This window comes from Massilia sp. S19_KUP03_FR1 (assembly GCF_036688685.1).
Lineage (GTDB): Bacteria > Pseudomonadota > Gammaproteobacteria > Burkholderiales > Burkholderiaceae_D > JALYUM01.
In genome coordinates this window covers 31,614-50,395 of the sequence record NZ_JAQQPS010000016.1, presented here as the reverse complement: position 1 = coordinate 50,395, position 18,782 = coordinate 31,614, and the positions used below count along the sequence as shown (strand labels likewise).

14 protein-coding genes and 1 riboswitch are annotated in these 18,782 nt (G+C 63.5%); of the genes, 8 read left to right on the top strand and 6 right to left on the bottom strand.

Features of this window, described 5'->3' with window-relative positions; translation table 11 throughout:
- Nucleotide 1 precedes the first annotated feature (1 nt).
- Nucleotides 2–871, bottom strand: a complete 870-nt coding sequence (locus V6M87_RS17990; RefSeq protein ID WP_332878027.1) for a lysophospholipid acyltransferase family protein — start codon at nt 869–871, stop codon at nt 2–4.
- Nucleotides 868–1,722, bottom strand: coding sequence for a lysophospholipid acyltransferase family protein (locus tag V6M87_RS17985; protein WP_332878026.1), 855 nt, complete (start codon nt 1,720–1,722; stop codon nt 868–870). The genes V6M87_RS17990 and V6M87_RS17985 overlap by 4 nt, the downstream gene beginning before the upstream one ends.
- Nucleotides 1,723–1,914: 192 nt before the next feature.
- On the opposite strand from V6M87_RS17985, the gene metK reads away from it, so the two are divergent.
- The 6 genes from metK (at nt 1,915) to metF (ending at nt 9,259) form a co-directional block, all read left to right on the top strand.
- Nucleotides 1,915–3,081: a methionine adenosyltransferase gene (gene metK / locus V6M87_RS17980; RefSeq protein WP_332878025.1), complete on the top strand. Its 1,167-nt coding sequence runs from the start codon at nt 1,915–1,917 to the stop codon at nt 3,079–3,081.
- A 207-nt stretch (nt 3,082–3,288) separates the two neighbouring features.
- Complete coding sequence (locus tag V6M87_RS17975; RefSeq protein ID WP_332878024.1) at nt 3,289–4,299, top strand: lysozyme inhibitor LprI family protein; 1,011 nt, start codon at nt 3,289–3,291, stop codon at nt 4,297–4,299.
- A gap of 68 nt (nt 4,300–4,367) precedes the next feature.
- Nucleotides 4,368–6,455: an NHL repeat-containing protein gene (locus V6M87_RS17970; RefSeq protein WP_332878023.1), complete on the top strand. Its 2,088-nt coding sequence runs from the start codon at nt 4,368–4,370 to the stop codon at nt 6,453–6,455.
- Between the two features lie 29 nt (nt 6,456–6,484).
- A riboswitch (S-adenosyl-L-homocysteine riboswitch) is annotated at nt 6,485–6,550 on the top strand.
- Nucleotides 6,551–6,577: 27 nt separating this feature from the next.
- A complete protein-coding gene (gene ahcY, locus V6M87_RS17965; RefSeq protein WP_332878022.1) occupies nt 6,578–8,014 on the top strand; it encodes an adenosylhomocysteinase in 1,437 nt (478 codons plus the stop codon).
- A 71-nt stretch (nt 8,015–8,085) separates the two neighbouring features.
- Nucleotides 8,086–8,439, top strand: a complete 354-nt coding sequence (locus tag V6M87_RS17960) for a phage holin family protein (protein WP_332878021.1) — start codon at nt 8,086–8,088, stop codon at nt 8,437–8,439.
- Nucleotides 8,426–9,259, top strand: coding sequence for a methylenetetrahydrofolate reductase [NAD(P)H] (gene metF / locus V6M87_RS17955; RefSeq protein WP_332878020.1), 834 nt, complete (start codon nt 8,426–8,428; stop codon nt 9,257–9,259). The genes V6M87_RS17960 and metF overlap by 14 nt, the downstream gene beginning before the upstream one ends.
- A gap of 112 nt (nt 9,260–9,371) precedes the next feature.
- Here the strand turns inward: metF and V6M87_RS17950 are convergent, their stop codons facing one another.
- Both V6M87_RS17950 and V6M87_RS17945 read right to left on the bottom strand, forming a co-directional pair.
- Nucleotides 9,372–10,505 (bottom strand): efflux RND transporter periplasmic adaptor subunit, encoded by a 1,134-nt coding sequence (locus V6M87_RS17950; protein ID WP_332878019.1) that lies wholly within the window; start codon nt 10,503–10,505, stop codon nt 9,372–9,374.
- The gene (locus V6M87_RS17945) at nt 10,495–13,680 is read right to left on the bottom strand and encodes an efflux RND transporter permease subunit (RefSeq protein WP_332878134.1); all 3,186 of its coding nucleotides are present in this window, start codon (nt 13,678–13,680) and stop codon (nt 10,495–10,497) included. Before V6M87_RS17945 ends, V6M87_RS17950 begins: the two co-directional genes overlap by 11 nt.
- A 238-nt stretch (nt 13,681–13,918) precedes the next feature.
- On the opposite strand from V6M87_RS17945, the gene V6M87_RS17940 reads away from it, so the two are divergent.
- Entirely contained in the window at nt 13,919–15,163 is a 1,245-nt protein-coding gene (locus tag V6M87_RS17940; RefSeq protein ID WP_332878133.1) for a PepSY-associated TM helix domain-containing protein, read from the top strand.
- Here V6M87_RS17940 and V6M87_RS17935 read toward each other — a convergent pair.
- Together V6M87_RS17935 and V6M87_RS17930 are read right to left on the bottom strand one after the other, a co-directional pair.
- Nucleotides 15,108–16,106: a 2-hydroxyacid dehydrogenase gene (locus V6M87_RS17935; RefSeq protein ID WP_332878018.1), complete on the bottom strand. Its 999-nt coding sequence runs from the start codon at nt 16,104–16,106 to the stop codon at nt 15,108–15,110. The genes V6M87_RS17940 and V6M87_RS17935 overlap by 56 nt on opposite strands.
- Nucleotides 16,103–16,669, bottom strand: coding sequence for a 5-formyltetrahydrofolate cyclo-ligase (locus tag V6M87_RS17930; RefSeq protein WP_332878017.1), 567 nt, complete (start codon nt 16,667–16,669; stop codon nt 16,103–16,105). Before V6M87_RS17930 ends, V6M87_RS17935 begins: the two co-directional genes overlap by 4 nt.
- A gap of 97 nt (nt 16,670–16,766) precedes the next feature.
- Between V6M87_RS17930 and V6M87_RS17925 the strand changes: the two genes are divergently transcribed.
- Nucleotides 16,767–18,764 (top strand): transglycosylase SLT domain-containing protein, encoded by a 1,998-nt coding sequence (locus V6M87_RS17925; protein ID WP_442920613.1) that lies wholly within the window; start codon nt 16,767–16,769, stop codon nt 18,762–18,764.
- Nucleotides 18,765–18,782: the final 18 nt, after the last annotated feature.

Here is an 18,782-nt window from a genome sequence, read left to right as displayed (position 1 = left end):
TTTATAAGCCATCGTACAGGGATGGTTCACCCGGCGGTCGCGTCTTGAAGCGTTTATGGGTCCACAAATATTCGGCCGGCGTTTCGCGCACGCGGTCCTCGATGAATGCATTCATGCGGCGCGCGGCCGCCACCATGTCGGTGCCGGGGAAATCTTCCAGTGGTGGATAGAACTTTACCTTATATCCTTTGTAGTCCGGCAAGAAAGTGGCGACCACCGGAATCACCCTGGCGCCGGTCGTGGCGGCAATGCGTCCCATCGCCGTCAGCGTCGCGGCTTCGACGCCAAAGAAGGGGACAAAGGCCGCATCTTTTGCGCCGAAATCCATGTCCGGCAACATGAAATAGGGGAGGCCTTCGCGCAGCGCGCGCAGGATCGGCTTGATGCCTTGCTCGCGCGTGAACAGGCGCACCGGGCCGTAGCGTTCGCGGCCGTAGCGCATCATGGCGTCGAAGGCTTTATTCTTTTGTTGCGCATACATGCTCGACAGCGGCATCACGCGCGCCGCCACGCCACCCACGTCGAGGCAAACGAAGTGCGGGCAAAACAGGATGGTCGGGCCACTTTTCATCAGCGCTTCCGGCACCTCGCCGTCGATATGGATCAGGTCGTACATGCGCGGAATCGGCAGCCACCAGATCAGGCAGCGTTCGACGATGCTGCGCGAATAAGCCTGGAAGTGACGCCGCGCCAGCGCCACCCGTTCTTGTTCCGACAGTTCTGGCATGCACAGGCGCAGGTTGATCAGCGCAATCTTGCGCCGCTTCGGGATCGCGTAATACATCAGGCTGCCGATGGCATTGCCGATGCGTCCCAGAATTGGCAACGGCAGGAAGTGCGCCAGCCACAGGAAGAACAGCAGGACCCTCATGCGCCCGCCTGTTGCGCTTCGGGGGCCGCGACGCCGTGCGGTTTCTTATAGCGGTTGTAGCTCCAGAAATACTGCGCCGGGCAACGGGCGATCAATTGTTCCATGGCGCGGTTGATGGCAGTGGCCTGGGCCGCAGCGTCGCCCGCCAGCGTGCCTTCGAATGGCACGAAGCGGACGACGAAGCCGCGGCCGTTCGGCAAGCGCTCGGCGTAGACCAGGATCACTTCCGCCTTGGCCATGGTCGCCAGCTTGGCCGGCAAGGTCATCGAATAGGCGGAGCGGCCGAAGAACGGCGCCCAGACGCCTTCGCCTTCCTGCGGCACCTGGTCCGGCAGCACGCCGATCGGTTCGCCGCGGCGCAGTGTCTTGGCCAGGATGCGCACGCCGGACATGTTGGCCGGTGCCAGGTGCAGGTTGTGGCGCGCGCGCGCGCCTTCCACCAGCGGTTTGAGCGCAGCCTGGCGCGGCGGGCGGTACATGACGGTCAGGGGCGTGTGCAGTGCGATTTGCTGGGCCGTCATCTCGAAGCAGCCCAAGTGTGGCGTTAAAAATACAATGCCACGGCCGGCGTCGAGCGCAGCTTGCACGTGTTCCCAGTTTTCCACCGTGGCGTGGCGGGCCACCCGCGCCGGTTTGGCGCACCAGACAAAGGCCAGTTCGACGATCGCTTTACCGGCTTCGGCAATGGCCGCGTGGAGGTGCTCGCCATAGCCGGCGTTCTCCAGATTGTCGCGCAGCCGCTTGCGGTGCGAGGGAGAGACGGCATACACCAGCCAGCCCAGTCCGGCACCCAGGGAGTGCAATTGACGCAGGGGAAAGATTGATAAAAAACGGAAGAGAAGAACTAACATAAAACCAACCTGAGTTCGTGAACAAGCGTGTTGCCTGCGCAAAATTTCGTAAGGAGCGTAAAATACCACTGAATGCAGGATCCGCCGAGTTAATAGACAACTTGCGAAGCGGAATATAAATGTCGCTAAAGCGTCGCGGAGCATGTGCTACTGCGACAGAAACCCTTTCTAGATCAGTAACAGGAGCTCCAGATGTCGAACGATTACCTCTTTACTTCCGAATCCGTCTCGGAAGGCCACCCCGACAAAGTCGCGGACCAGATTTCCGACGCGATCCTCGATGCCATCCTCGAGCAGGACCCGCGTGCGCGCGTTGCAGCCGAGACCTTGTGCAATACCGGTCTCGTGGTTCTGGCTGGTGAAATCACCACCTTCGCCAATGTCGACTACATCCAGGTCGCGCGCGAAACCATCCGCCGCATTGGCTACGACAATACCGACTTCGGTATCGACTACAAAGGTTGTGCGGTCATGGTCTGCTATGACAAGCAGTCGCCTGACATCGCCCAGGGCGTTAACGAAGGCGCCGGCATCGACCTCGATCAGGGCGCGGGCGACCAGGGCTTGATGTTCGGTTATGCCTGCGACGAAACGGCGGAACTCATGCCGGCTGCGATTCACTACGCGCACCGCCTGGTCGAGCGCCAGTCGCAACTGCGCAAGGATGGCCGCTTGCCATGGCTGCGCCCGGATGCCAAATCGCAAGTCACGCTGCGCTACGTCGATGGCCGCCCGGTCTCGGTCGACACCGTCGTGCTCTCGACCCAGCACGCACCGGAAGTGAGCCACTCGCAGATCGAAGAAGCGGTGATCGAGGAAATCATCAAACAAGTCCTGCCGCGCGAATGGCTGACCAACACGAAATACCTGGTCAACCCGACCGGCCGTTTCGTCATCGGCGGCCCACAGGGCGATTGCGGCCTGACCGGCCGTAAAATCATTGTCGACACCTACGGCGGCGCAGCACCGCACGGCGGCGGCGCGTTTTCGGGCAAGGATCCTACCAAGGTCGACCGTTCGGCAGCGTATGCCGCCCGTTACGTCGCCAAAAACGTGGTGGCTGCGGGTCTCGCGCGCCAGTGCCAGGTGCAGGTCAGCTACGCCATCGGCGTGGCGCGTCCGATCAACATTACCGTCTACACCGAAGGTACCGGCGTGATTCCGGACGAGAAAATCGCCGAGCTGGTGATGGCGCATTTCGACTTGCGTCCGAAAGGCATCGTGCAAATGCTCGACCTGTTGCGCCCGATTTACCAGAAAACCGCCGCCTACGGCCACTTCGGCCGCGAAGAGCCGGAATTCACGTGGGAACGCACCGACAAGGCCGCGATCCTGCGCGAGGCAGCCGGCCTGAAGTAATCCCGGTCCGCAGTCAGGAAGAACCGGCGCGCGCCCTTGTGGCGGCGCCGGTTTTTTATTTGGCCTTCACGAAACGGTACCCGTGGCGCGTCAGCCACGGCTGGCGGCTGGCAAGGCGATGCGTTGTTTGCGCATTTTTAGTTTCTCCTCGGGAACCATTCAAGCTTCGCCAGCGGTCTACAATCGGGCTCTTGCACAGGAGGCTAGATGGCAACGTTGAATCAGGCAGTACTTGCTTTGGTAGTGGGACTGGCCGGCACGGCGCACGCGGCCACGCCGTATCCGAATACCGAAGGCTTCGGCAGCGCCGTCGATCCGAAGACGCCGTGGTACCAAGAATGCCTGCGCGTGAAAAACGCCCAGCCGACTGCAGCAACAGCCGCGCCGGCGTCCTGCAAGGCGTTCGACTACTATACCAAGCGAGGGCAAGCGGCCACCAGCGCGGCCGAGTGGAGCGGCGTGCGGGCGTGCGCCGTCGCGGCCAGCGACAACGGCGTATTGGCAATGTTGTACGCGAATGGACTGGGTGTCGTGCGCAATCTCGATGTGGCGACCCTGTACGCCTGCCGCGCCGGCGGCGCGTACATGGAAGTGCAGGGCCGGATCGAACATTTGCAGGCATTGCAAACCAGCCCGCCCGGCACGTCGTACGATCAGTGCGACGATATCACCAGCGGATACATGATGGGCATCTGCGCCAGTATCGGCGATGGCCAGGCTGATAAAATCCGCAACGCCTATATTGCCCGCTTGCGGACCCAGCTGCCAAAGGCGCAGGTGGCCGCATTCGACCAGCTCGTTGCGGCCACCAACGCCTTTGCCAAAGCCCGCGGTGACGAAACCGACGTGTCAGGGACGGCGCGCGGCATGCTGGTCGTGCAGGCCGAGGCGCGCGAAAAGGAATGGCTGCGCGAACACTTGTACGCTTTCGAAAAAGGGACGTTCAAGGCGGCGCCGCAGCCGCTCACCGTGGTCGATGCCGAACTCAATCGCGCCTACAAAAGGCTGATGAGCGCACCGGCGACAGACCCGGCGCAGCCGGACCAGCTGGCGGGAAGCACCGTCACCAAGCGCGACGTGCGCGCTGCCCAGCGCCTGTGGCTGGCCTACCGCGATAGCTGGGTGCGCTTCGCCGCGCTGCGCTACCCGGCGCTGCCAGCCGACACCTTGACCGCCATCCTGACCGACTGGCGCGTAAAACAGTTCGAGCGCATGTGACGCTGAACTGCAGATCGGGCAACGTTTTGCTAAGCTGACGGCTTGGGTAACTCAGGCAGGCGCTTCAGGTGAAACGAACATTATTGGCAGCTGCCTCGGTGGGCATCGCGGGGATAGGTACCCTGCTGTATTTTTCGGGTTGGATCGGCACGACGGCGCGCGTCGCCAGACCTGGCCACGTGGCCGTGCTGCGCCAGGCCGACGCACCCACCAAAATCGACTGGCAGGCGCGCCTGGCGCCGCTGGCCGGCAGCGGCGTGGCCGGCACCATCGACGGCGCCGCGGCGGCCAGCCAGTTCAGCGATCCGTTCGGGGTCGCCATCGACCTGCTCGGCAACGTGCTGGTGGCCGACGGCGACCGCATTCGCCGCGTCACGCCCGAGGGCATTGTTTCCACCTTCGCCACCGGGTTCGACACGCCGTCGGCGCTGGCGTTCGACCGGCGCGGCAACCTGTACGTGGCCGACACGGGCAACCACACGATCCGCAAAATCACGCCCGCTGGCGTGGTGAGCACGCTGGCCGGCAGCGGCCACGCCGGTTACCTGGACGGCACCGGCAGCGCTGCCCAGTTCAACGGACCGGTTGGCCTGGCGCTCGACAAGGCCGGCAATGTGTTCGTTGCCGATACCTATAACGACCGCATCCGCCGTATCGCGCCCGATGGCACGGTGACCACGGTGGCGGGCAATGGCGCCCCGGGCGACGCCGACGGCGCCGCCAGCACCGCCGCCTTCGACACCCCCAGCGGCGTCGCGGTGGCGAAAGATGGCACGCTGTACATCGCCGACACCGGCAACGACGCGGTGCGTGCCATTGCGCCGACAGGCCTGGTCTCGACCCTGGCTGCGCCAGCCGAGGGCGAGCGCCGGCCGCTATTAAAACGGCCGGTCGGCATTACCGTGACCCATGATGGCGTGTTGTACGTGAGCGCCAGCAGCGGTGGCCGCATCCTGCAGTTTGCCAAAGACGGCACCTACCGTGCGCTCGACAATATCGACGCCATCAGCGACGACCGTGCATTGCGCCTGTTCGGTCCGCGCGGCATCGCCGTCGAGCCGGACGGCACCCTGCTGGTGGCCGACGCCCAGGCGCTGCGCGTCCAGCGCCTGTTTGCGCCCAAAAATGGGGCGCCGCCACCGCCGCAGCTTGCCGCCGCAGTCCAGCCGCCCGTCAAGGGCTTGATGCCATGGCCGATCGCGCCCCAGTTCGGCAGCCATGAAGTGGTGGGCTTGATGGGCGAAGTGCGCGGCAGCTACGACGGCGAAGCGCGCGACCATTTTCATGGCGGGCTGGATGTGCGCGCCGACATTGGTGAACACGTGCTGGCCGTGACCACGGCCAAGGTCACCGACCCCTACGCCAACTGGGGTTTTGGCTCGCTTACCGAAGGCTTGACCATCGGCGCGCTATCGTACGTGCACATGCGCGTGGGGCGTGAGCCGGACGGCCGCGCGCTCGATCCGCGCTTCATCGTGCTGCGCGGCGCCAAGGGCAAGCCCGAGCGCGTGCGGGTACCGCGCGGCACCCGCTTCGACGCCGGCGAGGCGCTCGGCACCGTCAACGCGATGTCGCACGTGCACCTCGATTACTACCCGGGCGGCCCGAGCACGAACCCGATGACCTTGCCGTTTGTGGGCCTGGTCGACACCGTGCCGCCGCAGATTAACAGCATTGCCCTGTACGACAATGCCAGCGGCCGGCGCCTGGTGAAAAAGGAGAAAGGCCGCCTGCTGGTGCCGCGCGGCGAAGGTGACCTGTCCATCGTGGCCGATGCCTGGGACCAGATGGACGGCAACCTGGCGCGCCGCCGCCTGGGCATTTACAAGCTGGGCTACCAATTGCTGCACGAAGACGGCACGCCCTTGCCCGGGTTTGACCAGCCCTTGATCACGCAAGTCTATGACCGCTTGCCACGCGAGCGCGAAGCCGTCAAATTGTTGTACGCTGCCAACAGCGGCATCCCCGCGTACGGCAGCCGCGCCACCCATTTCGCCTATGTCATCAACAACACTCTGAAGAATGGCGTGGCCACGGCCGGCAGCTGGAAAGTTGCTTCTCTTGCACCTGGGAATTATATTTTACGCATCTATGCGGCTGACTACGGAGGGCTCGCAGCGGTCAGCGGACGCGACCTGGCGCTATTTGTTGAGTAAGCCGGCGAATAATCCGTGATAAACTCGATGCTTCCGGGGAGCGCTGCGACGAATTCATTCGCCAGGCTCGGACATCAACACTGCGCTCACGTACCTTTTTCAACCATTGAAAGGAGGGCGTGATGAACGCCGTTTTCCAAACCCCGCACGCTGTAACCAACGACTACCACATCGCCGACATTTCCCTGGCCGCCTGGGGCGACAAGGAAATCCGCATCGCTGAAACCGAGATGCCGGGCCTGATGATGATCCGTGAAGAATACGCCGCCGCCCAGCCATTGAAGGGCGCCCGTATCACCGGTTCGATCCACATGACCATTCAGACCGCCGTGCTGATCCAGACGCTCGAAGCGCTGGGCGCCAAGGTCCGCTGGGCTTCGTGCAACATCTATTCGACGCAGGACCACGCCGCTGCCGCTATCGCTGCTGCCGGCACGCCAGTGTTCGCCGTCAAGGGCGAAACCCTCGATGAATACTGGGACTACACCCACCGCATCTTTGAATGGCCAGCCGATGCATCGGGCCCGGTGTATTCGAACATGATTCTCGACGACGGCGGCGACGCCACCCTGTTGCTGCACCTGGGCCAGCGCGCCGAGACCGATATCTCGGTGCTGGACAAGCCGGGTTCGGACGAAGAAGTCTGCCTGTTCAACTCGATCAAGGCGCACCTGGCCGTCGATGCTAACTGGTACTCGAAGCGCCTGCCGCACATCCTCGGCGTCACCGAAGAGACCACCACCGGCGTGCACCGCCTGTACCAGATGCACAAGGACGGCAAGCTGTCGTTCCCGGCCATTAACGTCAACGACTCCGTCACCAAGTCGAAATTCGACAACCTGTACGGTTGCCGCGAATCGCTGGTCGACGGCATCAAGCGCGCCACCGACGTGATGATCGCCGGTAAAGTTGCCGTCATCGCCGGTTATGGCGATGTGGGCAAAGGTTCGGCGCAAGCCATGCGCGCCCTGTCGGCGCAAGTATGGGTCACCGAAATCGACCCGATCTGCGCCTTGCAGGCCGCGATGGAAGGCTACCGCGTCGTCACCATGGATTACGCCGCCGAACACGGCGACATCTTCGTCACTTGCACCGGCAACTATCACATCCTGACCGAAGCCCATATGCTGGCCATGAAGGACCAGGCCATCGTCTGCAACATCGGTCACTTCGACAACGAAATCGATATCGCTGCGATCAAGAAATACCAGTGGGAAAACATCAAGCCACAGGTCGACCACGTCATTTTCCCAAGCGGCAAGCGCATCATCCTGCTGGCCGAAGGCCGCCTGGTGAACCTGGGTTGCGGCACGGGTCACCCGTCGTACGTGATGAGCTCGTCTTTCGCGAACCAGGTGATCGCCCAGATCGAACTGTTCGCCAACACGGCGAATTACCCGGTTGGCGTGTACGTGCTGCCAAAACACCTGGACGAAAAAGTCGCCCGCCTGCAGCTCAAAAAGCTCAATGCGCAACTGACCGAACTGACGGAAGAACAAGCCGCCTACATTTCGGTCAGCAAGGAAGGCCCATACAAGCCTGACCACTACCGCTATTAATTAGCAGAGACAGGGCACGGTACGCCGTGCCCTTTTTTTAATCATTTTTTCGACAACCTACGAGAGACTCGATGCGCCTGATCCTGACCTGGCTGATCAACGCCGCCGCCCTGCTGGCCCTGCCTTACCTGATGCATTCCGTCACTGTCACCAACATTGGCACTGCGCTGATCGCCGCGCTGGTGCTGGCGCTGGTCAACACGCTGATCCGCCCGGTGCTGGTGCTGCTGACCTTGCCTGTGACCTTCCTGTCGCTGGGGCTGTTTGTGCTGGTGATCAATGCCTTGCTGTTCTGGCTGGTGGCGACGATGGTCGATGGTTTCCATGTCGCCGGCTTCTGGTCTGCATTCCTGGCCGCCATTTTGTACAGCGTGATCTCGTGGGCGCTGTCGACCTTACTTCTGCGAAAAGATGGAAACAGCTAATTTCAGCATCGAGTTTTTCCCGCCCAAGACGCCGGAAGGCGTCGATAAACTGCGCATTGCGCGCGCCAAGCTGGCGGCATTGCACCCGAAGTATTTTTCGGTGACCTTCGGCGCCGGCGGCACCACCCAGCAGGGCACACTCGACACCGTCCTGGAAATCCAGGCCGAGGGCCACGCCGCCGCACCGCACCTTTCGTGCGTGGGCGGTACGCGTGCCTCGGTTCGCACCATCCTGCAGGAGTTCAAGCAGCAGGGCATCAAGCGCATCGTCGCCTTGCGTGGTGATTTACCGAGCGGCTACGGCGGCGCGGGCGAACTGCGCTACGCCAACGAACTGGTGGAATTCATTCGTGCCGAGACGGGCGACTGGTTCCATATCGAGGTGGCAGCGTATCCGGAAGTGCACCCGCAGGCCCGTTCCCCGCAGGACGACTTGCAGAACTTTGCGCGCAAGGTGCAGGCCGGGGCGAATGCCGCCATCACCCAGTATTTCTACAATGCCGACGCGTATTTCCAGTTCCGGGACGCGGCGCGCAAGGTGGGTGTGGATGTGCCGATCGTGGCCGGCATCATGCCGATCACGAATTACACGCAGCTGATGCGGTTTTCGGACATGTGCGGCGCGGAGATTCCACGCTGGGTGCGTTTGAAACTGGCCAGCTTCGGGGATGATTCGGCGTCGATCAAGGCGTTTGGCGTCGATGTGGTGACCGCGCTGTGCGAACGGCTGATAGCCGGTGGCGCGCCGGGTTTGCATTTTTATAGCATGAACCAGGCGGTGCCGACCATGGCTGTTTGGGAGCGCCTGGTTTCGCGTTAAGCGCGCAATCAGCATGGGCCCCGGCCTGCGCCGGGGTGACGGTCTTGAAGTCAGCGGCCAAAAAACCGTCATACCGGCGAAAGCCGGTACCCATACTTAGCATCAAAAACCGTTACCTCGCCGCCATCTGCACCTGATCCCCCGTTGCAATCCCATCCGGCGGACTATCAATCACCCGCTCGCCTTGCGCAATCCCGCTGGCCACCTCCACCACCGTCCCCAGATCCCGCCCCACCGCTACCGGTTTCAGCAGCACCCGATTGTTCGCGTCGACAGTCGCCACGCGCACCCCATCCTTCCCGTAAATCAGCGCCCCCGGCGGCACACTCAGCCCGCCCGTCGCCCCCGGCAAATCGAAGCGCACATTGGCAAACGCCCCCGGCAGTAAATCGCCCGCCGTGTTGTCCACCGTCAGCTGCACCAGCATCGCGCCCGACCCGGTATTGATCGAGCGTGCCAGCGACTGCACCACCGCCGCATACGTTTTGCCATCGCGTTCCGGTACTGTCAGCATGGCCTTGTCGCCGGCCTTGATCAGTGCCACCTGGCGCTGCGGCACGTTCACGTACACGCGCAGGCGGCTGATGTCGGACACGACGAACAGCTCGCTCCCGACCGTGCCGCCGGCATTGATCAGCGCGCCCACATCGGTGTTGCGCGCCGTGACGACGCCATCGAACGGCGCCACCAGTTTCGCGTAGCGCTGCATCTGCTGCATGCGCTCGACGTTGGCCGATAAAGCCTGCACCTGCGCCCGCTTGGCGCTAGAGTCGCCCAGCTTGTCGTCGGCTTCCTGGGCCGACACGGCATTCACGGCGCGCAGCGTTTTCCAGCGCGCCGACGTGGTGTCGGCCAGCGCCAGGGTGCTGCGCGCCACGGCCAGTTCGCCCTGCGCCTGCAGCAGTTGCTGGTCGACGTCGGGCGTCTCGATGGTGGCCAGCACCTGCCCGGCTTTGACCGGCGCACCGATGTCGACCTTGTAGTTTTGCAGGTAGCCGGACACGCGCGCGTAGATGGGCGCGCGGGCCCAGGCTTCCACCCGCGCCGGCAATTCCAGCGCGGAGACGGCGCCACTGGTCGGCGCGATCAATTTCACGGTGGGGACGCTACGCGCAGTGGCGGAAGCGTGCAGGCGCTCGGCCTGCGAATGGCGGCTGACGGCGCCGGCCACGACGACGATACCGGCCACGACGACGATGCCGGTGACTGCGCGGGACGTGCGCGAGCGCAGGAAATTAGTGGGCATGAACAGGCACTCCAGGAAGAGGGGAGGTAACGGTGCGCTTGCGCGCCTTGCGGTCGTGTACCAGGCTGAACAACACTGGCACGAACACCAGCGTGGCAATTGTCGAAAACAGCAGGCCACCGATCACGGCGCGGCCCAGCGGCGCATTCTGTTCGCCGCCTTCGCCCAGGCCCAGCGCCATCGGCAGCATGCCGATGATCATCGCCAGCGCCGTCATCAACACCGGGCGGAAGCGCACGAACCCTGCATCCAGAGCCGCGGCCGATGCATCGCCCAGTTCCGGCAAGCGTTCGCGCGCAAAGGTAATGACCAGCACGCTGTTGGCGGTAGCCACGCCCATGCACATGATGGCGCCGGTGAGCGCCGGCACGGACAGCGTGGTGCCGGTGGCAAACAGCATCCAGACGATGCCGGCCAGCGCGGCCGGCAGCGCGCCGACGATCACGGCCGGGTCGCTCCACGACTGAAAATTCACCACGATCAGCAAATAAATCAGCACGATCGCACCTAACAGACCGAACAGCAGGCCGGAAAAGGCGCGCTCCATCGTGCGCACCTGGCCCAACATCTCGACGCTGGAACCTTTCGGCAACTGCGCTTTGGTCTCGGCCAGCACGCGCCGGATGTCGGCCGCGACGGCGCCCAGGTCGCGGTCCTGGGTGGCGGCGTGCAGTTGCACCATCGGCTGGATGTCGTACTGGCTGATCAGGGCGCTGCTGCGGCCGCGATTGAAACTGGCCACGGCGCCCAGCGTCGCGTTGCCGGCCGCGGTGCCGGTCCCGATCGGCAGGTTCGACAAGGATTCCAGCGAGTCGAGTTGATATTGCGGCGTCTGCATGACGATGGAATAGCTGACGCCGTTGGCGGGGTTCAGCCAGAAGGTCGGCGCAACCTGGCTGCTGCCGGCCAGGTTGACCACCAGGCTGTTGGTCACGTCGCGCGTCGTCAAGCCGAGTTGCTGGGCCTGGGTGCGGTTGACGTCGATGTTGAAGGTTGGCGCACTGGCCGATTGCTGGATGCGCGGGTCGGCCACGCCGGGAATCGCGCGCACTTTTTTCAGCAACATTTGCGCGTAGGCGTAGTTGCCGGCAACGTCGCGGCCGCGCACCTGGATGTCGATCGGGGCCGGCGCACCAAAGTTCAAAATCTGGCTGACGATGTCCGCCGGCGGGAAGGAAAACGTGGTGTCGGGAAACGCGCGTGGCAATTCCTCGCGCAGCCTGCGCACGTAATCGGCCGTCGGGCCATGGCCTTCCTTGAGCGACACCTGGAAGTCGCCATCCTGCGAACCCATCACGCCGGTGTTGTTGTAGGTGAGGTTGATGCTGGATGCCGGCAGGCCGATGTTGTCGACCATGGTCTCGATTTCGGCGGAGGGAATCACGCGCCGGATGGCCTGGTCGATGGCGGCGAAGCGCACGGCCGTCTCTTCGACGCGGGTGCCGACCGGTACGCGCACGTGCATCAGCACCTGGCCGGAATCGACGGAGGGGAAGAAATTGCTGCCAATAAAAGGGACCAAGGCGAACGAGGCCAGCACGGCGACGGCGAACACCGGCAGGAACAAACTGCGGCGCGTGATGGCGCTATGTAAAACGTTCTTGTAGCCGCCGCGCAAGTGCTCGAAGCGGGCTTCAAAACCGCGCTGGAAGCGGGCCAGCGGATTGGTCGAGCGGGCGGTGCCGTGCGCTGCGTGTTTTTGCAGCAGGAAGTTGGCCATCGTCGGCACCAGCGTACGCGACAGGATGAACGAGCAGACCATGGCAAAAATCACCGCTTCGGCCATCGGCACGAACAGGAAGCGCGACACGCCTTCGAGGAAAAACATCGGAATGAACACAATGCAGATGCACAGCAGCGAGACCAGTGCCGGCGTGACGATCTGGGTCGCGCCATCCAGAATCGATTGCTCGACTTCTTTCCCTTGCTCGAGGTGCCAGTTGATGTTTTCGATGGTGACGGTGGCGTCGTCGACCAGGATGCCGACCGCCAGCGCCAGGCCGCCCAGCGTCATCAAATTCAGGGTTTCGCCAAACGCGGCCAGCGCGATGATAGAGCCGAGAATCGACAGCGGAATCGAGATCGCGATGATGACGGTGGAGCGCCAGCTGCCCAGGAACAGCAGGATCATGATGCTGGTCAGCAGCGCGGCAATTACGCCTTCGAGCGCCACGCCTTTCACGGCCGCGCGCACGAACAGCGACTGGTCGTTGATCGGCGTGACCCGCAGCACCTCCGGCCAGCCCGGTTTCAGCGTCTCCAGTTTGGCGCGCACGCCGTCGACGATGGCCAGGGTCGACGCGGTGCCGTTTTTCAGCACCGACATGAGCACCGAGCGCTTGCCGTCGACGTGGACGATATTCGTTTGCGGCGCATTGCCGTCATGGACGTCGGCCACGTCGCGCATCAAAATCGTGGTGCCGTTGACCACCTTGACAGGCAGCCGGCCCAGGTCGGCGATGGCCGACGGCGCGCTATTGAGTTGCAGCGTGTATTCAAAGCTGCCGATCTTTTGGGTGCCGATCGGCACCAGCACGTTTTGCGTGGCCAGCGCATTGGCCACGTCCTGCGCCGACAGGCCGCGCGCCTGCAGCGCATCCGGTTTCAGGTCGATCTGCACCTGGCGCTGCTTGCCGCCGTACGGCAAGGGGATGGCGGCGCCATTCACGGTCACCAGCGGCGTTCTCACGGTATTAAAACCCAGGTCGAACAGCTGCTGTTCGTTCAGGCCGGCGCCGGACAGGGCCAGCTGCAGGATCGGCACCGTGGCCGCGTTGTAGTTGATGATCAGCGGTGGCGTGGTGCCGGCTGGCATCTGGCGCAGGGCAACCTGCGAGATGGCCGTGACCTGCGCATTCGCGGTCGCAATGTTCACGCCCGGCTGAAAGAAAATCTTGACGACGCTGATGCCCGGATAGGTATTCGCTTCGATGTGTTCGACATCGTTGACGGTGGTGGTCAGGGTGCGCTGGAACAGCGTCGAAATGCGGCCGGCCATCTGGTCGGGCGGCAAGCCGGTGTATTGCCAGGCGACGGCGATGACGGGGATGCGGATGTCGGGAAAAATATCGGTCGGCGTGCGCAGCGCGGCCAGCGGACCGATGATGACCAGCATGAGCGCCAGCACGACAAATGTATAGGGCCGGCGTAAGGCGACGCGGACAGCACCAAGCAGCATGGACAGGACTCCAAAGAGGTAAGCGGTGAGTGTACCGAAAGTAGCACTCCGCGATAAGCACCGGGCATCGCATGCAGCTATGAAAATGGCTCATGAATGTACGTACATACAGCAACCGGAAGGCAGTAAGCGCACGGCGCTTGCTAACTCCCGGTACTTTTTCTATAATGAGAATCATTCTCATTGGCGTGCGTCCTGGTGCGTGTCACCCAACTTCAAGGTTCCCATGTTTGCACTGCGCCCCCTGTTCGTCATCTGGCACCGCTGGTTCGGTCTCGCTGCCGCCATCTTTCTATTTATCTCGGGTGTCACCGGCGCCTTCATTTCGTGGGACCACGAACTCGACGCCGCGCTCAATCCCGCGCTGTTCCAGGCCAAAACCAGCGCACCCGAGTTGCCCGGCACCTTGCTTGCCTCTCGCCTCGAGCAGCAGGATCCGCGCCTGCGCGTCACCTACATGCTCACCACCGTTGAGCCGGGCCATACCTCGCTGATGTCGGTGGAAGGGCGCATCGATCCGGCCACCGGCAAGCCGTTCGAGCTCGGCTTCAACCAGGTCGCCATCGACCCTGCCACGGCGCAGATCCAGGGCAAGCGGCAATGGGGAGAAATTTCGCTCAGCCGCGAAAACCTGCTGCCCTTCCTGTACAAATTGCATTACACGATGCACTTGCCGGAAGCCGGCGGCATCGAGCTGGGCATCTGGCTGATGGGTTTGATTGCGATGGCGTGGGTGCTCGACTGCGGCATTGCCTTGTGGTTGTCGTTTCCAAGCTGGAAGGGGTGGAGGAAGTCGTTCGCGTTCCGCTGGAAAGCCGGCGGCCATAAACTCAATTTCGATTTGCACCGCTCGGGTGCGGTCTGGGTCTGGCTGTTGCTGCTGGTGCTGGCCATCACGTCGGTCTCGATGAATTTGACGACACAGGTGATGCGCCCGCTGGTGGCGCAGTTTTCCACGCTCACGCCCACCGCCTTCGACACCATGACCCCGCGCCCGCTCGACCAGCCCATCGAGCCGCTGCTTTCGCGCGATCAAGCCATCGCGCTGGCCCAGGCAGAAGCCGATAAACGCGGCTGGACCACGCCCGTGGGCGGCTTGTTCTATGCGCCCTTGTTCGGCGTGTACGGCATCGGCTTTTTTGCGCCAGGCAATGACCACGGCGATGGCGGCCTGGGCAATAATTGGCTGTATGTCGATGGCCGCAGCGGTGCGCCCGCAGGCGCTTTCCTGCCCGGCACCGGCAGCGCCGGCGACATCTTCCTGCAAGCCCAGTTTCCACTGCACTCGGGCCGCATTCTCGGCGTGGCCGGGCGCGTGTTCATTTCCATCATGGGCGCGCTGGTCGCCATGCTCAGCGTGACGGGCGTGCTGATCTGGGCGCGCAAGCGCAAAGCCCGCCGCGCGACCAGCCAGCCAGTAGCGATCACGCCGGCAGCGGTACCCGGTTTGACAACGGCGCGCCATCTTCAAAAGCACTGATGCTCTCGATGGTGGTGGCCATGATCTGGCCGATGGCCTCTTCGGTGAAAAACGCCTGGTGGCCGGTGACGATCACGTTCGGGAACGACACCAGGCGCTGGATCACATCGTCGGTGATGATGGTCGACGATAAATCCTGGAAAAACAGACTGGCTTCCTGCTCGTAGACGTCCAGGGCCAGCCCGCCCAGCTGGGCGGTTTTCAGCGCTTCCACGGCCGCTTCCGTATCGACCAGTCCGCCGCGGCTGGTATTCACCAGGATGCAGCCGCGCTTCATGTCAGCCAGTGCAGTGGCGTTGATGATATGGCGATTCGCTTCTGTCAGCGGGCAGTGCAGCGACACCACGTCGCTGCACGCCAGCAGTTCCGCGATCGGCAGGTAACGTCCGCCCAGCGCTTCAAAGGCTGGCGCGGGGTATGGATCGTGGCCGACCACGGTACAGCCGAAGCCGCGCATGATCTGCGCAAAAATCAGGCCGATCTTGCCGGTGCCGACCACCCCCACCGTCTTGCCGTGCAAGTCGAAACCCATCAAGCCGTCCAGCTCGAAATTGCCGTCGCGCGTGCGCGTGCTGGCGCGTGCAATCTTGCGGTTCACGGCCAGCAGCAGGCCCACGGCGAACTCGGCAACGGAATACGGCGAGTACTCGGTGACGCGCACCACGGCGATGCCAAGCTTGTCGGCGGCGACCGTATCGATATGGTTAAAGCCGGTGGAGCGGGTGGCGACCAGTTTTGTGCCCTGGGCGGCCAGCGCGGTCAGCACGGCGGCGTCGACGGTGTCGTTGACGAACACGCAGACGGCGGCGCAGCCCTTGGCCAGCGCGACCGTGTCCAGCGTCAGGCGGTCCTGCAGGAAGGAAAGTTCATGGCGCTTGCCGGTATTGGCTGCCGTGAGCAGGGTCTGGTCGTAGCGGCGTGCACTGAAGACGGCGGTTTTCATGTTTTTTCCGTAAAGATGACGTCCAGCGCGACGTCGAACGGCGCCGGGCTGAACACCGCGCGCTGCCCACTGTACGCCACGCCGACCGTGGCCGGCCGAATTGCGTCGGCAAGCGTGCGGTCATAAAAGCCGCCGCCATAGCCCACCCGGTAGCCTTCGTCCGAGTAACCCAGGCAGGGAATCACCAGTGCCGGGGGGCGTTCCAGCATGCGCAAGCGGGCCGGCACCGTCATGCCCATCAGGTCTTTGGCCATCGCTTCACCGGGCGTCCACTCGGCGAAAGCGAGCGCGTGATCGCGCGCCAGTACCACCGGCAAGGCCAGCCGTACGCCTGCATCGGCCAATTCCGCGTAGGCTGCCCGCAAGTCGGGTTCCCCCGCCAACGGCCAATACACACCGATGGCGGGGAACTGACGCAAACGCCACCAGGCCAGCAACTGGGCGCCGATGGTGGCGTCCCATTGCACCCGGGTAGCGGGCGCGACAGCGGCGCGTGCCTGCCTGAGCGCCAGGCGCAGCGCCTGCTTGGCCAGCGCGGCCGTATCCTGGTCGTCCCGATTCAAGGCTGGCGGCGCCGTTGGGGCGCGTGGTATTCTTGACTCGCCAGTCATGGTTTAACTGAAGCACTGAGTGAGAGTTGCATCGATGGTTCCGTTGAAAATGTTAGTGGGCGCGCTGGTGGCGGCCGCATCCTGTACTGCACTGGCCCAGACGACCGATTTGCCCGAGCCCGACTCGGCGGCGCTGTACCGCCCGGTGCAGGACGCCGCCACGGCCCCTGCAGTGTTGCCGAGTTCGCCCAATAGCAACGCGGACGATGACGTATTTCTGCAACTGCGCGACGCGGTACGCCAGAACGATACCAATAAAGCCGCGGCACTGGCGGCGCGCCTGCCGAATTACGCCATTCCCGGCTACGTCGACTATTATCGGCTCAAACCGCGCCTGAAGGACGCCAGCGCCCCCGAAGTCATGGCCTACCTCGCCAGATACCAAGGCATGGCGATTGCCGACCGCATGCGCAACGACTGGCTGCTGGAACTGGGCCGTCAGGGCGACTGGGCCAATTTTGACCGCGAATTTCCCCTGTTCGTATTAAAGGACGACACGCAGGTGAAGTGTTACGCGCTGCAATCGCGCCTTGCCAAGGGAGAAAACGTGGCAGCGGATGCGCGTGCGCTGTTGCTCAGCCCACCGGGTTATGGCGACGGTTGCGGCGGCCTGATTGCGCAACTCGCCCAGGCTAACCAGTTCAGCCAGAACGATTTGTTGACGCAATTGCGTCTGGCCGGCGAACAGCATGCCACGGGTCCGGCGAAACGCATCGCCGTGCTGCTGGGTGCGTCCGACACGCGCGCGGCGCAGGCCGTCGACGTGCCGGCGCTGGCAATGGCGCGCGGTATTGGCGATAGCCGGGCCGAGCATGAAATCTATCTGGTCGCCGTCGGCCGCATGGCGCGCACCAGCCTGCCGTTGGCGAAGGTGGCGCTGGACAAGAACACGCCACGCCTGACGCCCGACGAAGTCGCGCTCGGCTGGGCCAGCATCGCGCTGGCGGCATCGATGAAGCTCGCGCCCGAGGCATACGATGACTGGCGCCGTACGACCGGCGCCGCGCTGTCGAACGACCAGGCGATGTGGAAAACCCGCATCGCGCTGCGCCATGGCGACTGGAAAATGGTGCGCGCCACCATCGAAGCGATGCCGCCCATTCTGCGCGCCGAGAACACCTGGACCTACTGGCTGGCCCGATCGCTGGCCAGTACGGCGGACGGGCGCGAGGCGGCCCGGCCGTTGTTCTCCCGCATCGCCGAGCAAAACAGTTTTTATGGCCAGTTGGCCATGGAAGAGCTGGGGCAATTGATCAGCATTCCACCGGCGGCAATGACGCCGAGCGCAGCCGAACTGGCGCAGGTGTCCGCCAACCCCGACCTGCGCCGCGCGCTGAAATTTTTCGGCATGCGGCTGCGTTTCGAAGGCACGCGCGAATGGAACTGGGCGCTGCGCGGGATGAGCGAGCGTCAACTGCTGGCCAGCGCGGAATTCGCGCGCCAGAACAATATCCTCGACCGCATGGTGAACACGTCCGAGCGCACCCGTACCGAGTTCGACTACAGCCAGCGTTTCCCGGCGCCGCACAACGATCTGGTGCACCCGACCGCGCAAAGCCTGAACCTGGATAAAGCCTGGGTGTACGGGCTGATCCGGCAAGAGTCGCGCTTCATCGTCGATGCCCAGTCGGGCGTCGGTGCCTCGGGCCTGATGCAGGTGATGCCGGCCACCGGTAAATTCGTGGCCGCCAAGATCGGGCTGACCGATTTCGTGCACGGCATGCTCAACGATCTGCGCACCAATATCACGCTCGGCGCCAACTACATGAACATGGTGCTGGCCAACGCCGACGGCTCCCAGGTGCTGGCCACCGCCGCTTACAACGCCGGCCCGGGGCGCTCGCGCACCTGGCGCGCCACGCTCGACCAGCCGATGGAAGGGGCCATCTTCATCGAATCGATTCCATTCACCGAAACGCGTGGCTATGTGCGCAACGTGATGAGTAATGCGACCAATTACGCCGCGCTGTTCGAGAAGAAGCCGCAATCGCTCAAAGCCCGGATCGGCACCATCACGCCGCGCGGCGCCGCCGCCGGCCTGCCCTGACTTTCACAGAAAAAGAAC

What these genes read in the sequence shown, in the direction of transcription:
- V6M87_RS17990 (WP_332878027.1), bottom strand. Translation starts at nt 871, where the DNA reads ATGAGGGTCCTGCTGTTCTTCCTGTGGCTGGCGCACTTCCTGCCGTTG.
- V6M87_RS17985 (WP_332878026.1), bottom strand. Translation starts at nt 1,722, where the DNA reads ATGTTAGTTCTTCTCTTCCGTTTTTTATCAATCTTTCCCCTGCGTCAA.
- metK (WP_332878025.1), top strand. Translation starts at nt 1,915, where the DNA reads ATGTCGAACGATTACCTCTTTACTTCCGAATCCGTCTCGGAAGGCCAC.
- V6M87_RS17975 (WP_332878024.1), top strand. Translation starts at nt 3,289, where the DNA reads ATGGCAACGTTGAATCAGGCAGTACTTGCTTTGGTAGTGGGACTGGCC.
- ahcY (WP_332878022.1), top strand. Translation starts at nt 6,578, where the DNA reads ATGAACGCCGTTTTCCAAACCCCGCACGCTGTAACCAACGACTACCAC.
- V6M87_RS17960 (WP_332878021.1), top strand. Translation starts at nt 8,086, where the DNA reads ATGCGCCTGATCCTGACCTGGCTGATCAACGCCGCCGCCCTGCTGGCC.
- metF (WP_332878020.1), top strand. Translation starts at nt 8,426, where the DNA reads ATGGAAACAGCTAATTTCAGCATCGAGTTTTTCCCGCCCAAGACGCCG.
- V6M87_RS17950 (WP_332878019.1), bottom strand. Translation starts at nt 10,505, where the DNA reads ATGCCCACTAATTTCCTGCGCTCGCGCACGTCCCGCGCAGTCACCGGC.
- V6M87_RS17935 (WP_332878018.1), bottom strand. Translation starts at nt 16,106, where the DNA reads ATGAAAACCGCCGTCTTCAGTGCACGCCGCTACGACCAGACCCTGCTC.
- V6M87_RS17925 (WP_442920613.1), top strand. Translation starts at nt 16,767, where the DNA reads ATGTTAGTGGGCGCGCTGGTGGCGGCCGCATCCTGTACTGCACTGGCC.